Origin of the sequence: Marinobacter maritimus, from assembly GCF_007671675.1 — a bacterium.
Classification (GTDB): domain Bacteria; phylum Pseudomonadota; class Gammaproteobacteria; order Pseudomonadales; family Oleiphilaceae; genus Marinobacter; species Marinobacter maritimus.
Genome location: NZ_VCGW01000004.1, coordinates 132,066 through 147,853, shown reverse-complemented (window position 1 = coordinate 147,853; position 15,788 = coordinate 132,066). Strand labels below are relative to the sequence as shown.

Below are 15,788 nucleotides of genomic sequence, written 5' to 3'. Positions count from 1 at the left end.
CACAGGTTTACGGCCTGCTTCCAGACCTTATTTGAACTCGCGACTGCCGATGAGCTCATCGACAACACCAGGATCTGCCAATGTAGAGGTATCTCCCAGCTGGTCGTGTTCATTTGCAGCAATCTTACGCAAAATCCGCCGCATAATCTTGCCTGATCGCGTTTTAGGCAAGCCCGGAGCCCACTGAATCACATCCGGAGACGCGATAGGTCCGATTTCCTTGCGTACCCACTGCACAAGCTCCTTTTTCAGCTCATCAGAAGGCTCTTCACCCTGCATCAGAGTCACATAGACATAAATGCCCTGACCCTTGATGTCGTGTGGGAAGCCAACAACCGCTGCTTCAGCAACCTTGTCGTGGGCCACCAGAGCGCTTTCGACCTCGGCGGTACCGAGGCGGTGGCCGGATACGTTGAGAACATCGTCAACCCTGCCGGTAATCCAGTAATAGCCATCTTCATCACGACGGGCGCCGTCGCCGGTAAAGTACATACCTTTATACGCGCTGAAATACGTCTGTTTGAAGCGCTCATGATCGCCGTAAATCGTGCGCATCTGGCCAGGCCAGCTGTCTATAATCACGAGATTGCCATCAGCCTTTCCTTCCAGCATCTTACCTTCGCTGTCGACAAGTCCGGGCTGTACACCGAAGAATGGCACTGTCGCAGAGCCCGGTTTCAGATCCACCGCACCGGGCAACGGCGAGATAAGAATACCGCCGGTTTCTGTTTGCCACCAGGTATCCACAATCGGGCACTTTCCATTGCCGATCACGCGGTAGTACCACTCCCAGGCTTCCGGGTTGATTGGTTCACCGACAGAGCCGAGCAACTTAAGACTCTTACGGGTTGTGCCGTTCATGCACTCTTCGCCTTCAGCCATCAACGCCCGGATAGCAGTAGGTGCTGTGTAGAGGATATTCACCTGATGCTTGTCGACAATCTGGCCCATGCGCGAGCTGTCCGGGTAATTTGGCACACCCTCGAACAATACGGAAATCGCACCGTTACACAGCGGGCCGTAGAGGATGTAGCTGTGACCGGTGACCCAGCCGAAATCCGCGGTGCACCAGTAGACATCACCATCGTGATAATCGAACACGTACTCGTGTGTCATGGAAGCGTATACCATGTAACCGCCAGTCGTATGCAGCACACCCTTGGGCGCGCCGGTCGAGCCCGAGGTGTACAGCATGAACAGAGGGTCTTCCGCGTTCATGGGCTCTGGCGGGCAATCTGCAGAAACAGACTTCATCAGATCCTCATAGCGCTCATCACGGCCTTCTTTCCAGGGCACCTCCTTATTGCCGGTGCGGCTGACAACGATAACTTTCTCGACGCTCGCGCCGCCTTCATTCTTCAAAGCCGCATCCACGTTCTTTTTGAGTGGAATCTTGCGGCCGCCACGAAGGCCTTCATCTGAGGTAATGATAAAGCGAGACTTGCCGTTGGCAACCCGAGCGCCAAGCGCTTCCGGAGAGAAGCCGCCAAAAACAACCGAATGGATCGCACCAATACGCGCGCAAGCCAGCATCGCCACGGCAGTTTCAACAATCATTGGCATGTAGATAGTGACAACGTCACCTTTCTTCACACCCAGGCCTTTCAGCACGTTGGCAAATTTGCTGGTTTCTTCATGCAGTTGGCGATAGGTGACGTGACGGGAATCAGCCGGATCGTCGCCTTCGAAAATAATGGCCGTCTGGTCGCCGCGCGTCTCGAGGTGACGATCAAGACAGTTGGCAGAAGCGTTCAGCTGTCCGTCTTCAAACCACTTGATGGAAAGGTTGCTGTAATCAAAAGTAGTGTTCTTGACCTTGGAATACGGTTTGATCCAGTCGAGGCGCTTGCCATGCTCGCCCCAAAAAGTATCCGGATCCTCGACTGATTGACGATACATTTCGTCATACTGCTCCCGGTTCAACAAGGCTCGTTTGGCCACGTCCGGGCTTACCGGATAAAGATGTTTATCAGTCATTGTGTTCCCCCTTGATCAGAGTCTGTCGTCATTGTCGGTTTTTGTTAATTCAGAGCTGCTATCGGGCGCACCGGCCCTGCGGACACATAGCTGTAGTTCACCATGTGTGCCACTAAACATTGAATTAGACCAACGTCCTAACACACTTGAACTATAGCCGCATAATCAGGCCGCTTGCTTGGGGACTCTGGAGGGACGCTGGCGGGGCTTGCTCTTCGTATTGAGTGCGTAACGGTCCAAACCTGTAAGATGAATCTTGCGCAGATACACAGCCCAATCAATCTGGCGCGCATCTACCGGAAACAGGGCCTTGTCGACTTCTCCCGTGCGCGATGCCAGCGCCAGCAACTCATTATTGCGGAATATGTAATCCGGCGCGGTATAAAAACCGAAAATAGTGGCCAGCGAACGGGTGGTATCAAGATTTCGCAATACCTTGAGGTCACGTTCCTTTCCCAGCATGCCCAGCTGTCGCATCACACGCTGCGCCATGCTCAGGGGGATACGCGCTCCGCCCACCAGAGCATCGAAAACGGCCCGGTTCACAGCAATAAAAGGCTTGACCGGCTTACGGCGGAAAAGCTGTTTATAGGCTGCGTAGTTGGTTTTGGCTTCCGCCATCAGGTGATCAATAAACTCACCCAGGGATACAGGGTTGGAGCTGCCACTGCAGCACTGATAGACCCGCTGTTGTGCCGGCTCATCAAGCGCCTCAGCGACCGCCAGGATAATGGCGTTCGCGACAAGGTCGACGGGGATAACATCAATAATGCCCGAGCGTTTACCGGGAAACACGGTTACCTTTTCTCTGGCATAGGCAAGAATGATGGCATCGGCCACTTTCACACCCTCAATCCAGCCCGGCGCTGGCTCCTCGAGCGCACTCTCAATAATGGATGGGCGAACAATGGTGAGTGCACGGCCATCCAGGGCTTTCATCAGCAATTGCTCACCCAGCCACTTGGTGAAAGTATAAGTATCACTCCAGCCGTAACGATTGGCCTCGCGGATACCCAGATTCACGAGCTTGCGCTCCAGCATTTTACCGGAATAGCGCGAGCGCACATCTGCAATGCTGTCGTTCAGCATCCGGATCAGCTCTTCGATTTCATAGTAGCCCGCTGGGTTGCGGGGAATATCATCGCCCGCAGGCTTGATCACCGATTCCCCAATCTGCCCTGAGTTCATGCCGTTTACGTAGCAGGTGGACACCTGAATAACGGCAAGCTCCGGGTTCTGGCGCGCCAACCCGGCGATATTTTCGAGACATAGGGTGTTGATGGTCAGCGCTTTATCCACCTCCTCCCGGAAGTTGACGCTGGCAGCGGAGTTGATAACGGCATCAATGCTGCCCGCAAGGTTTCGGAATGCTTCAGGCTTCAGACCAAAACGCTGCTGCGTCACCTCGCCCGTGATGCAATGCAAGCGCTCCTCGAGAAACACCTCGAAAGCCTCGCCAATCTCATGGCGCAAGCGATCGAATACAGATGAAGTCGCTATTTCATTCAGGAAACGACTGCGAGCATCAGTGTAACGACCATTACCCCTTATCAACAGATGGATGCCACCTATGTCCGGTACCGCCCGAATGAGTTTTTCCAGAACAACCTTCCCTAAAAAACCCGTGGTGCCTGTAACCAGGACATGCTTACCACGAAGCTGCTCCAGCACCTTTGACGAAGACATTCCCGCTCCCCTTTGCTGCGCTACCATTGTCAAAACTCCTTTTCCCGGATCCTTGCAGTACCTGATCCTTACACAATCTCAATGACAGTGCCGTGACATACCGCATCCTTATTACCAGAACGCTACGCCACAAACACAGCTGATGAAATGACGGATTATCCGGCATGTTTGTGCGCTAGTGCTCAATGTAGTGCCTTCAGCCAAAAAGAGCTCTAAGCCGCTGCGATCTCACTTGTCCGCAAGCGACCGGAGAAACTGATCCAGGGAAATATCGGAGGGTTGTTCTTTCAACGCCCTGACCAGCTTGTCCTGATCACCAAAGCTGACACGGTCGTAGAAGGGTTCAGGAAGTGAAGATTGCGCGGGGCCTTGCTCGTTTTTTACAGACTCTGGAGACACCGAAATCTCATCCGCGAGAAGTCTCAGGTGACTTGCCAGATGCTCACGCTGATCGGGGGCCAGGGCCTCCCAGTCGATTGCGCCAAGCCCGGCCTGAATAATTTCGACGGTATCACTGTCTGGCGCCTGGCCCAGCAAGGCGAACAAACGAGTGAATGCGTCGTAACGCAGCATTGCATTCTCGGGGGCTTGCTCGAATATGGCTTCCAGTTCGCCAACGGCCTGCAGACATCGCTCGCGGGGGCTTGCCGTTGCGGCCAAAGCCGCATCAGTTTTCTGCTTGCGCCCCGGGCTCCGCTTCGAAACCGAATGCCAATAAGCGGCAATGCCGGCTTTACGAGGGGGGAATTTCGATAAACGCACATCGACCATGTCTGCCAGGGTGTCGAACTGACGACAAGACGGGTCCGAAGGCGGCAAAAGCGCAACCGGTCGCTGATTCAGCACCGACTGGCGCAATGTCTCGTCGCGCCAGATGCCCCCCAAATAATGAAGAGAGCATTGCAGATGGCGCTGGGCGGCGGAATCGAGACGCTGGAACACAGAACGAGCCTGGCTGACACCCTGGGCCATGTTAATTAGCACACTGGGCGTTCTGCGGTACCCTCGGCGTTTAAGAACTTTGATCAGGGAAAACGCATCCGTCAACGACGCCGGATCCGGAGTAACCACAACACAAGCCAGCTCAGCCGCAGCAATCATATGTAAAGCAGTCGGCTGAAGGCCTGCAGCGGTGTCCGTTATAACGTAATCATAACGGCTCTCAAGCCTGGAGAGGGCACGCAGAATGCGAAAGCTCTCGTCGGGCTCCATGTCCATGCACTCCTGAACGCCGGAAGCCCCGGGAACAATGTGCAGACCGAAATCCGCCTCCAGTAAAGTATCCTCGAGGCTACACTCGCCGGCAATGACATCTGCAAGCGTACGCTTCGGGTAGAGACCCAGCATGATGCTGACGTTGGCAAGATCGGTGTCACCGTCCAGCAATAACACACGTTTTTGATGACGAGCCAGAGTAAGCGCCAGATTAAGCGCGACCGATGTCTTACCCACGCCCCCCTTGCCGCCCGTCACAGCGATAGTTCTGGGTGGGTTCGTTTTGTGTTTGGGACTACCCTGAGCACTCATGGCATGCGTTTTCACATCCTTGCAACAACAACAAATGCGCTCTAATCTGTAAAAATTGTACACATATCGCGTCGCGGTGAATACGCTGATCAATTAAAGATCAATGATTGTGTTCAATCACCGCGTTTTTGTCTAAGCTCCATCTTTGAAAGCAAAAAATGAACAGAGTTTCACAAACTGGTCTCCGTGCGCAACAGGCTAATTTATGAATACATTACCTGACCTTCAGCTCCCTAGCCTTCCGGAGATCACGCTGCGCGCGCTTGAGGCTTGCAACACGGATGAAAACTATCGCAAGATCAGCGAAATCGTCGCCTCAGACACAGCCCTGGTGGTTCGGATTCTAGCACTGGGTAACTCTCCTCTGCACGGCTCAGCACCCGGCATTCGCTCAGTAGACCAGGCTTTGCTGCGCCTTGGCACCCAGCGCTTTAAAACACTCCTACTCACCGCCGCCCTGCAACAGGTCTTGCTCGAACTGGGTGCCGGCGCATGGCAACAGTTACGGGATTTCTGGCGACACGCTCTGACCACCGCTCTGACAGCCCGTGCTCTCGCCACCCTGACTCGTTATCCGGAAGCCGACGAGGCTTTTATGCTAGGCATGCTGCATAATATCGGGGAACTGATCGCTATTAAAACCCCTGATGCCGAAGCCCGGCAGGAGTATATGAATCGGCAATCAGACATTGCTGCAGAGCTCGTTACGTCCTGGGGTCTGGGTCCTTTCGCAGCGGACGCTATGCGTTACCAACAGGCACCACCTTCAGAGCTGCGGGATGCCGGACATCTTGTCAAGGTCATCAGCCTTTCCACCCGTTTGGCACTATCTGATTCGGCCGGCATTGCGGCGGCAGGCACGCTGTTCGGGCTCAGTGAAGAGCTGACCCGGGAAATAAACCGGCGAATCGGCCACGATGTATCCGCGATGGCAGCCTCCCTCGGCATACCGCTACTCAACAGCTACCGTTCCGAGCCCGGATCACGAGAACTCCGTCAGACCGTATTGCGACAGGCTATTGCCCAGCAAGCCATCGGCTTTGCCGACCTTACCGGCAATAGCGGCGCTATTCTCGCCGAAACGGTAAACAGCCTTACGTTGATTACCGGACTGCCCGCACTGTGTTTCGGGTACGATGACGACAGCCTTGTTCTGCTTTCCGGCACCACTGGGGCAACGCCTCACATGGCGGTAACCGCGCAGCCCGGCGGCAGCGTGCTCACTGAGGCGTTTAATTCCAGAACACCTGTCAGCCTGAACGAGCAGGCGCCTGCCGTGTTGGACCGCCAGCTTCTATCACTGCTGCGAAGCTCCTCACTGACAGCAATCCCGGTTGTAGCCGGTGACCGCTGCGCTGGCGTGTTTTTATTGGGTACCGACGGCAACACACCGGATTCAACCACGGAGCTTGTACGCCTGTTTACGGAGCAACTGTCCTCTGTTCTGCAGGAAAAAAATGCATCTTTCGAGAGCGGTGCACAGAGCGCCGGAATAGATCATAGCGTTGCCACCGAAAAACTGCGCAAGCAGGTGCATGAGATCAGCAATCCTCTGACTATAATACGGCAGTACATTCATCAGCTGCGTAACCGGCTGGATGACCCAGACGCGCAAGAAGAACTGGATGTTGTGCGCGACGAACTGGATCGTGCGGGTAACCTGTTGCTGCAGATGAGCCAAGATACCGACAGCAACACAGATGAAACAACATCTGACCTCAATGCCGAATTGCGAAGCCTCGCACGGGTGTTTGAAAGCAGCCTTTTCAATGCCAGCAACCTGCATTTTAACGTGTTAATGTGCAATACACCGGCGTTTGTTATTGCCGGCCCGTCAGCCATACGCCAGATTATGATTAATCTGGTCAGAAATGCCGTAGAAAGTCTGCCAAATGACGGTGGTAGCGTTACCATGAAAACATCAGCCCCGGTGTGGCAAGGCCACCGCAATTGGGTTGAAATAGAAGTGACCGATACTGGTACAGGCATCGCCGATACTATCCGGGACGCGCTTTTCACGCCGGGAAAAACCACGAAAGGGGAAGGCCACAGTGGTCTCGGCCTTAGTATTGTGAAGCAACTTGTGGATGACATGGGCGGTATCATTGCTTGTCACGCGGGACAGGAAGGCACCACTTTCCGAATCCTGCTGCCGGCGGCGAGCCAGGAAGAATCCAAATCCGACTGATAGAGAAGAACGGATACGCACAGATGGCACCTGAACAGTCCAACAGGCTTATCTCGCAGGAGGCAAGGGCACGCATTCTCGTGGTTGACGACGAGCCGCGCCTGGTGAGTTCGCTGGCCTCGTTGCTACGTGGCTGCGGTTATGATGTCACCGAGGCCAATGGTGGAAAGCACGCGTGTGAGTTGATAGAGATCCAGCGTTTTGATCTTGCCCTTTTGGACTTGCGGATGCCGGAGGTCGATGGTTTCGCCGTTATGGCCTACCTTGAGAACCAACAGCCCGAATGCGGCAGCATCGTAATCAGTGGGGAAAGCTCATTCACCGCTGTCAGCAGGGCGCTTCGGCGCGGCGCTCTGGACTACATCCGCAAACCTTTTGATCCGGAAGAGCTGATCGCCACAGTAAAAGGCGTCGCTGGCAAGCAATCGTTACTCAAGGCCCATGAACACATACAGGTGCGCCTTGAGAAATCCGAAGCCCTGCACCGGTACATCGTAAACAGCTCGCCCGACATCGTCTTCATGCTTGATGCCGACGGTCGTTTCTGTTTTATCAACAGCAAGGTAGAAAGCCTGCTGGGTTACAAGCCGGTTGAGCTTTGTGGGAAGCATTTCCGGCATATTCTGGACGACCGTGATGTCGCCAAAGGAATCTACGCGCTGAATGCGCCCAATATCAATGCAGACAATCCCCGCACGCTGGAAATACGCCTTAAAACACGTGGCAGCAGGCGAGCCACACGACACTTTGAAATAACTGCATTTCCCATTGACCCCCAGCCCTGGACGTACAACAGCCGCACTCGGGGAGGTGGCAATGGCCAGAACGCCAGTTACTACGGAACTGCCAGAGATGTTACCGAGCGCAAGGAAGCCGAGGCGTTTATCAACTTTCAGGCTTATCACGATCTGCTCACGCGCTTGCCGAACCGTGCCTTGTTCAAAGATCGCCTGGAACTGGCAATCACCCATGCCCGCCGAGCGAGGCAGCAGCTGGCTGTGATGTTCCTGGATCTAGATCGCTTCAAGGTTATCAATGACACCCTCGGGCACGCAATGGGCGACAGGCTACTGCAAGCTGTGACCCATCGCCTCGAAGGCTGTCTGCGCAAGGGCGACACCCTGTCGCGGTTTGGAGGTGACGAATTCACGCTGCTGCTGCCGTCTGTTCACGGCAACGAAGATGCCAGCCAGATCGCCAGAAAACTGATCAAGACGCTCAAAGCACCATTTCTTCTGGGGGAGCATGAAGTGTTCGTAGGCGTCAGCATTGGCATCTCCATATTCCCGGAAGCCGGCGATACCATGGAGCAGCTTATCCAGAATGCGGATATCGCCATGTACAACGTCAAAGCCAGAGGCAAAGACAGCTATCGCTTCTTCTCGGAAAGCATGAGTATCGACAGCACCAATCGCCTGCATCTGGAGCGAGACCTGCGCCTGGCACTCGAGCGGGGTGAACTGAGAGTATTTTATCAGCCCCAGGTTTGCGCAGCGACCGATCAGATTTTAGGCCTTGAAGCATTGGTGCGCTGGCAGCACCCTGAACGTGGCCTACTCTACCCCCGGGATTTCCTGAGCCTGGCAGAAGAAACCAAGCTGATCAGCCAACTGAGCGAGCAGGTTCTGGACCAGGCCTGCAAAGATGTCACCGAGTGGATCCGCTCTGGCCACCCGGAACTGCGCCTGGCAGTCAACCTCTCTCCCGTTGAGGTCGAACATCCCAGATTTGTGGAAACCCTGATGGACCGGGTTAAAGAAAATCGATTCCCTCCAGGCAACCTGGAGATCGAAATTACCGAAAACGTCATCATGAACGACCTGGAGCAAATCAGCCAAAAGCTGCGCGAACTCGCCGATCTTGGCATCCGCATCGCCATTGATGATTTTGGTACCGGTTATTCATCACTTAACTACCTGCACCGGTTACCTATTCACACCCTGAAGGTCGATCAGTCTTTCGTTCAAGCCATTCGCAGTGGCGAGGATGACGCGTGCATTGTTAACGCTATCGTCGCCATGGCCCACGGCCTGAAGCTGGAAATCGTTGCCGAAGGCGTGGAAACAGACAAACAACTTGAGTACCTGCGCACCCTTGGCTGTCATCAGGTACAGGGCTTCTTCTACGGCCCGGCGCTGCCTGCGGCGGAAATCAGCAAATTACTGGCACAATCAACTGTCCGTGCAGCCGTCATTGGCTGATTTCGTCACCCAGTCGAGTATTGTCAGACACTCCTAACCCAAACCTTGACACTGTTTGCAAAGTATTGCCTTGCGTTAAGTTGTGTATCCAGAAATGCGTATTGCTGCACATAATTCCCCCATCCTGTTCACTAAGCTCGAATTCATAAGGCATTGGCCCCCGAAACGTTCTGAACATGTCGTCAGGACAAAAATGACAATAACGGTGGCAATATCCCAGCCAACAACAACAGGCAGCAGTCATCATGCGCGACAAGTACCGCTACATTGGCCCCGTATACGATTTCCTCAGCAATTTATACAGCGGCAAGAACATCCATCGTTGTAAAACAGCCATGCTGGATGTGGAAACGGTAAAACCCGGCGACCGCATCCTCTTTGCCGGTGTTGGCCACGGCAGAGACGCCATTTGCGCCGCGGAACTGGGAGCCGAGGTGACTGTGGTTGATCTGTCGGAAACCATGTTGAGAAAGTTCGGAGAAGCGCAGGAAAACGAAGCCCCTCACCTGACCATTCGCCGCATTCACAACGACATCATGAAAGTGAACGAACTAGGCCAGCACGACATGGTCGTCGCCAATTTTTTCCTCAATGTATTTGACGAAACCATGATGGTGCAGGTTCTGGAGCATCTGATTCAACTGGGCAAGGCCGACGCCCGTGTTGTTGTAGGTGATTTTTGCTACCCGACCGGCAATATTTTCTCGCGCATGTTCAAGAAGCTGTACTGGTACATGGCCGTTTTCACCTTCTGGCTCTTCGCCAACAATGCCTTCCACAAAATCTATAACTACCCGGAGCACATGCAGCGCCTGGGCCTCGAGGTCACGGAGAAAAAGCATTTCAAGCTGATGAACATGGACTGCTACTGGTCAATTCTCGGCCGCAAGCAGGCGTAAGAAACAGCCTGTCAGAAAATAAAAATCGGGGAGAATCACTATGTCAGATCAGATACTTGCACTTGGCCAGACCGCAGAGACTGAGAGCACTGCATTCACCTTCAGTGAGAGAGTGGGTTATCTTAAGAGGTTCGGCGCCCACTCCCAGTCCTTCTCTACTCTGCAGCCAGATATGCAGTATTTCGATGTGCCAGACATGGGGTATATAGCCTATATGCGCAAATGGGGTGCCACCATCGTTCTTTCCGACCCGGTATGTGCACCAGAAAACTTCGGAGCGATTCTTGAACGCTTCCAACAGCGCTTCCCAAACGCCTCCTATGTTCAGGTTTCCAAGCCGGTTGTGGACTTTTTGCACATGCGTTTCGGCCTGTATGGCACGCAGTTTGGCAGCGAATCGCGAATCGACCTTGGCAAGTGGTCCTTGAGCGGCAAGAAAAAACAGATTCTGCGCACGGCACTGAATCAGGCTGAAAAAAGCGGAATTACCGTGCAGGAGCGCTTCAGCGACGACCATACTCGCGAAATCTCGGAAGCCTGGATTCGCACCCGCAAATGCAAAAGCAATGAGATCCGCTTTCTGATTCGCCCTATGGACATGGATTACCGGGAGAATGAGCGACATTTCTACGCTTACCAGGATGGCAAGGCTGTCGGGTTTATCTACTTTGACCCGATTTATCGCAACAACGAAATCACCAGCTACGTCCCAAACATCTCTCGCGCCAACGCAGATTTCAAGCAAGGCATTTTCTATACCCTGATGGCGCACGCCATAGAAGCGTTTAAAGCTGAGGGCATCCCTTACTTGGACTTGGGGCTTATCCCATTGTCTCTCGATGCCAATACGGAACATCAGGAAGGTCGGATTCTGAAGCGAATCCTGCATGGCCTCTACAACAGAGGCAGTTTCCTCTATAACTTCAAGGGGTTGGAATTCACCAAGTCACGATTCCGGGGCGACAACTTCAAAACCTACTGCTGTCATAAGCGCAGCATGCCTGCTCTGGAGTTTCTTGCCATGTTCAAACTTACACGACTGTTATGAGTTTTCGGGCCAGTTCCCGACAACCCTATTCGGCTGCAGGCTCAGCCCCGTCATATAGCTACCAACTCCCTCTGGAGCGCTGCCTGAGAAGAGTGCTGCAGCCACGGGGCACGGCTCACCTCCGTACTCAAGCGCGCCTGCAGGCTTACCGGCTTGTTCCATGAGCCACACCACACGTCGGGCAATAGCATCCCCTGAATCCACCCAGAATTTCACCTCAGGCAAGCTCTGCCTGAGGCTCTCGAGCAAAAGCGGATAGTGGGTGCATCCGAGAACAACGGTATCGACTCCAGCATCGCGCAGTCTCGCTACCGCATTGTCGAGTTCACCCTGAGGTACAGGCACCCCCCGCGCCAAACCTTCCGCCCATTGCACAAGCCCCGGGTGGCCCACACGCTCAATCTGACAGTCTGCAGCAAACTCCCGAACCAGCTCGTCGAGATAGGGCCGGCGCACCGTTGCCGGCGTGGCCAAAAGGCCTATGCGATGATTCAGTGTCCGGGCTGCTGCCGGTTTAACAGCCGGCACCACACCAACTACCGGTACATCTGTCATCGCTCGCAGGTGCGGCAGCGCGATGGTGCTGGCGGTATTGCAAGCTATAACAATCGCGTCGCAAGGGTATTGTTCAAGCGCGCCGGCAATGAGGGTGCAGCAGCGCTCAATCACAACAGATTCTGGCTGCCCGCCGTAGGGAAAAGCTGCGTTATCCGCCAGATATACAATCGACGCGTGTGGCAATTTTTCATGAACACAAGCCGCAACGCTCAGCCCGCCAACACCGGAGTCAAAAACCAGAATTCGGGGCGCCCCATGCTCGCTCAAAGTCCTCGCCCTCCGCCAGCGATCCTGATTTCCATATCCCGAATCAGGCGCCCGGATATGGTGGTATCCGGCGGAACCGGGGGTCTGCTTCCGGGCAAAAACCAGCCTGCATCCGCCAGTTCATCTTCCTGAAGAACCAACTCGCCACCGGCATAATCGGCGAAGAACCCTGCCATCAACTGATGCGGGAAGGGCCAGGGCTCTGATGCCTGATATTGAATGTTGGTGATATCCAAACCGGTTTCTTCTTTAACTTCACGGGCAACCGCAGCTTCAAGGCTCTCTCCCGGCTCCACGAAACCCGCAATAAGGCTGTAAAAATGACGTTTGACGCGAGACGACTTTGCCAGGAGATAACGATTCTGCTTGCGTATAACCACGATAACGCAGGGAGCAAGCCGCGGGTACCAGGGAATACTGCAGTTGCTACACCACCTCGCCCGCTCCCGCGGATGAAAACCCGTGCCACCACCGCAGCGGCCACAGTACTGATGATCCTGAAACCACTGCCATACCTGAAAACCAGTACTGAGCATGGCCGCGGGTACATCGCTGATCACCATCAGTGCATCCCGTAGCGGGACAACGTCACGGTCCGCAACCAGAGATTCCGGCACTTGCGTTACGAAAACCGGGCGGCCATTAACGCTTCCCAGCGATACAAAACCTGCAGTGTCGGGATTACCGGGGATAGCCTCCAGCGCGTGCAACCAGCCGTCTTCCGGTTTGAAAACACCGGAGCCAGACAGCGCCAGAACAAGATCACCCTGCTCGGGTGCCTTGGTGGTCCAGCCAGGACTCCACTGATTTGTTGATGTCGCCATCTTGTCGCCAAACCTTGGTTATAAAAGGGCCAGACCGAAATGTATCACAGAGCAGTGATCAGCAAGAATGCAGCCGTGGCTTTCCGGCCTGTGCGCAACCAAGTAAACTTGGCACCTGTTTTCATCGGAGCGACTTTTTATGCGTCTTTACCAGGGTATTCGAAGCCTGATCCTGACCTTTTTCCGGAAAATACTGTTTTTGTGGGTCCGGACCGATGTCAGCGGAAACAGCGTTGATGCCCTGGGGCTGTCGTCTGAGCAACCAGTCTGTTACGTGTTGCAGTACAGTTCTCTTTCCAGCCGTCTGGTACTTGAACAGGAGGTGATACGAGCGCAACTGCCGGGGGCAACCACATCGCTTCCGGTAAAAAATGGCCCTTCACACTCATTTTTTTTCCTGTATCGGCGCACTGGCGGTCTGTTCCGCAAGCGCCAGACACCCGCTCCCACCTCCGAATTTCAGGCCTTGGTGCGCTACGGCCTAGAAAATCCGGAGCAGGATGTTCAGATTGTTCCGGTTTCTCTCTTCTGGGGCCGCTCCCCGGACAAAGAAAGATCTCTGGTGAAGCTGCTGCTATCAGACACCTGGTCTGTCGCTGGCCGGCTGCAGAAGTTCCTGATCATTCTGATGCACGGCCGCAACACCTACGTGCAATTCAATAAACCGCTCTCCCTGAAACAGGTCATCGAGGAATATCGTCACAGCGAGGAGCGCGCAAACCGTAAGCTTGCCCGCATTCTGCGCACCCATTTCCGCAAAATTCGCCAGGCTGTGCTTGGCCCCGACCTTTCTCACCGGAGAACGTTGGTTGAAGGCCTGCTCAGAACCCAGGCGGTAAAGGAAGCCATACGGCAAACGGCAGCAGACGAGGACATTGCTCCGGCAAAAGTACGTGCCCGGGCGCTCAAATACGCCGATGAGATCGCCGCCAATATGTCGGTCGTTACCATCCGTGTTTTTGAGGTGCTTCTGGCGTGGTTGTGGAACCGCATCTACAACGGAATTTTGGTCAACAACATCCGCGTGGTGAAGGAATCCGCGCAGAACAACGCCGTGGTTTATGTGCCCTGCCACCGCTCCCATATCGATTACCTTCTGCTGTCTTACGTACTCTACAAGAACGGCCTGATGCCCCCGCATATCGCTGCCGGGATTAACCTGAACATGCCGGTGGTCGGTCCGATTCTGCGCCGGGGCGGTGCTTTTTTCATGCGCCGAAGCTTCCGCGATAACCCGCTGTATTCGACGGTTTTCAATGAATACATGCATGTCATGCTTACCCGCGGCTATTCTATTGAGTATTTTGTCGAAGGCGGTCGCAGCCGCACCGGGCGCATGCTACAACCGCGCCCGGGCATGCTCTCCATGACAGTACGCAGCTTTTTGCGCGATCATCGCAAGCCCATCGTGTTCGTGCCCGTTTACATAGGGTATGAAAAGGTCATGGAGGGGCGCTCATACCTTGGAGAACTCAGAGGCAAGAAAAAGCAGAAAGAAAGCGTGTTTGGTTTGGCAAAGACCGCCCGCAAACTCAGCAATTCCTTTGGGCGGGTTGCGGTGAACTTTGGTGAAGCCATACATCTGTCTGACGTCCTGGACGAGGTTCATGAAAGCTGGCGGGATGAGGCCTATGATTCCGAATACCGCCCTGCCTGGCTGAACGATGCTGTTTCCCACCTGGCACTGAGAGTCGCCTCGGACATCAATGCCTCTGTTGCCGTTAATCCCATTGGCATGACCGCAACCGTGCTGCTTGGCGCTGAGCGACTGGCGATGGATGAGGGTCAGCTTATTCGTCTGGCAGATCAGTACGCGGAGCTGCTGAAAGCCTTTTCTTACGCCGAAACGGTAACCTTGCCAGAGGGAACCGGCAAAGACTGGGTCGCCTATTGTGAATCCATGGGGCTGATCTCGCGCCAGCCGCAAAAACTGGGCGACATCATCGGACTTCAAGGCAGCAATGCCATCCTGATGACCTACTATCGCAACAACATCCAGCACCTTTTCGCATTGCCGGCATTGGTGGCCAGCCTGTTCGAGAACAAAAGTTCCCTGGCCCGGGAGAGGATCGTTTTTCTCGCCAGCGTTGCCTACCCCTACATCCAGTCAGAACTGTTCCTGAAGTACCAACCCGCCGAAGCAGAAGCAGTGATCAATCAATGGATTGATGTTCTGGTAAATCAGGGACTGCTGGTCGCTCTTGACAATGACCGGATCGAGCGCCCGGAAGAAGGCACCGAGGCCATGCTGCGCTTGAGGGTACTGTCTCGCTTCATCATCCAGACGGTGGAGCGTTACCACATCGCTCTGGGAATACTGCGGAAATACGGTTCGGCCAAAATCACCGCAGAGGAGCTGGAAGAGCAAAGCACACTTCTGGCTGAGCGCATGTCCATTCTGTTCGGCCTGAATGCACCCGAGTTTTTCGACAAGAGCCTGTTCCGGAGTTTTATCGCAAACATGCAGAAGAACGGCGTTATCACAAAAGATGACAACGGGCTACTTTGCTACGGCGAAGGACTGGATGAGGTGGCCGACGATGCCAGGCTGGTACTGAGCGTTGAGAAGCGCCAGGCTATTCAGCAAGTGACCATGCTGGGCATCTGACAGAT

10 protein-coding genes are annotated in these 15,788 nt (G+C 54.5%); 5 read left to right on the top strand and 5 right to left on the bottom strand.

The window, feature by feature from the left end; all coding sequences use genetic code 11:
• Positions 1-27: 27 nt before the first annotated feature.
• The 3 genes from acs to FFI90_RS15770 all read right to left on the bottom strand — a co-directional run bounded on the left by acs (position 28) and on the right by FFI90_RS15770 (position 5,190).
• Entirely contained in the window at positions 28-1,977 is a 1,950-nt protein-coding gene (acs, locus tag FFI90_RS15780; RefSeq protein ID WP_144779290.1) for an acetate--CoA ligase, read from the bottom strand.
• 165 nt (positions 1,978-2,142) lie between these two features.
• Positions 2,143-3,663 carry a fatty acyl-CoA reductase gene (locus tag FFI90_RS15775; RefSeq protein ID WP_246123614.1) on the bottom strand — a complete coding sequence of 507 codons (1,521 nt, stop codon included), beginning with the start codon at positions 3,661-3,663 and terminating at the stop codon, positions 2,143-2,145.
• A gap of 228 nt (positions 3,664-3,891) precedes the next feature.
• On the bottom strand, positions 3,892-5,190 hold the full coding sequence (locus FFI90_RS15770) for a MinD/ParA family ATP-binding protein (RefSeq protein ID WP_144779554.1): 1,299 nt from the start codon (positions 5,188-5,190) through the stop codon (positions 3,892-3,894).
• A 205-nt stretch (positions 5,191-5,395) separates the two neighbouring features.
• On the opposite strand from FFI90_RS15770, the gene FFI90_RS15765 reads away from it, so the two are divergent.
• From FFI90_RS15765 to FFI90_RS15750, 4 genes are all read left to right on the top strand, one after another.
• A complete protein-coding gene (locus FFI90_RS15765) occupies positions 5,396-7,378 on the top strand; it encodes an HDOD domain-containing protein (protein WP_144779286.1) in 1,983 nt (660 codons plus the stop codon).
• 23 nt (positions 7,379-7,401) lie between these two features.
• Positions 7,402-9,579, top strand: coding sequence for an EAL domain-containing protein (locus tag FFI90_RS15760; protein ID WP_144779284.1), 2,178 nt, complete (start codon positions 7,402-7,404; stop codon positions 9,577-9,579).
• Positions 9,580-9,824: 245 nt separating this feature from the next.
• Positions 9,825-10,478, top strand: a complete 654-nt coding sequence (locus FFI90_RS15755) for a class I SAM-dependent methyltransferase (RefSeq protein WP_144779282.1) — start codon at positions 9,825-9,827, stop codon at positions 10,476-10,478.
• A gap of 40 nt (positions 10,479-10,518) precedes the next feature.
• Entirely contained in the window at positions 10,519-11,526 is a 1,008-nt protein-coding gene (locus FFI90_RS15750; protein ID WP_144779280.1) for a DUF2156 domain-containing protein, read from the top strand.
• Here FFI90_RS15750 and murI read toward each other — a convergent pair.
• Together murI and nudC are read right to left on the bottom strand one after the other, a co-directional pair.
• The gene (gene murI / locus FFI90_RS15745; RefSeq protein WP_144779278.1) at positions 11,521-12,351 is read right to left on the bottom strand and encodes a glutamate racemase; all 831 of its coding nucleotides are present in this window, start codon (positions 12,349-12,351) and stop codon (positions 11,521-11,523) included. The two genes, FFI90_RS15750 and murI, sit on opposite strands and share 6 nt — an antisense overlap.
• Entirely contained in the window at positions 12,348-13,175 is an 828-nt protein-coding gene (gene nudC, locus FFI90_RS15740; protein ID WP_144779276.1) for an NAD(+) diphosphatase, read from the bottom strand. The genes murI and nudC overlap by 4 nt, the downstream gene beginning before the upstream one ends.
• Before the next feature lie 139 nt (positions 13,176-13,314).
• Between nudC and plsB the strand changes: the two genes are divergently transcribed.
• A complete protein-coding gene (plsB, locus tag FFI90_RS15735; RefSeq protein WP_144779274.1) occupies positions 13,315-15,783 on the top strand; it encodes a glycerol-3-phosphate 1-O-acyltransferase PlsB in 2,469 nt (822 codons plus the stop codon).
• The last annotated feature ends 5 nt before the right edge of the window (positions 15,784-15,788 follow it).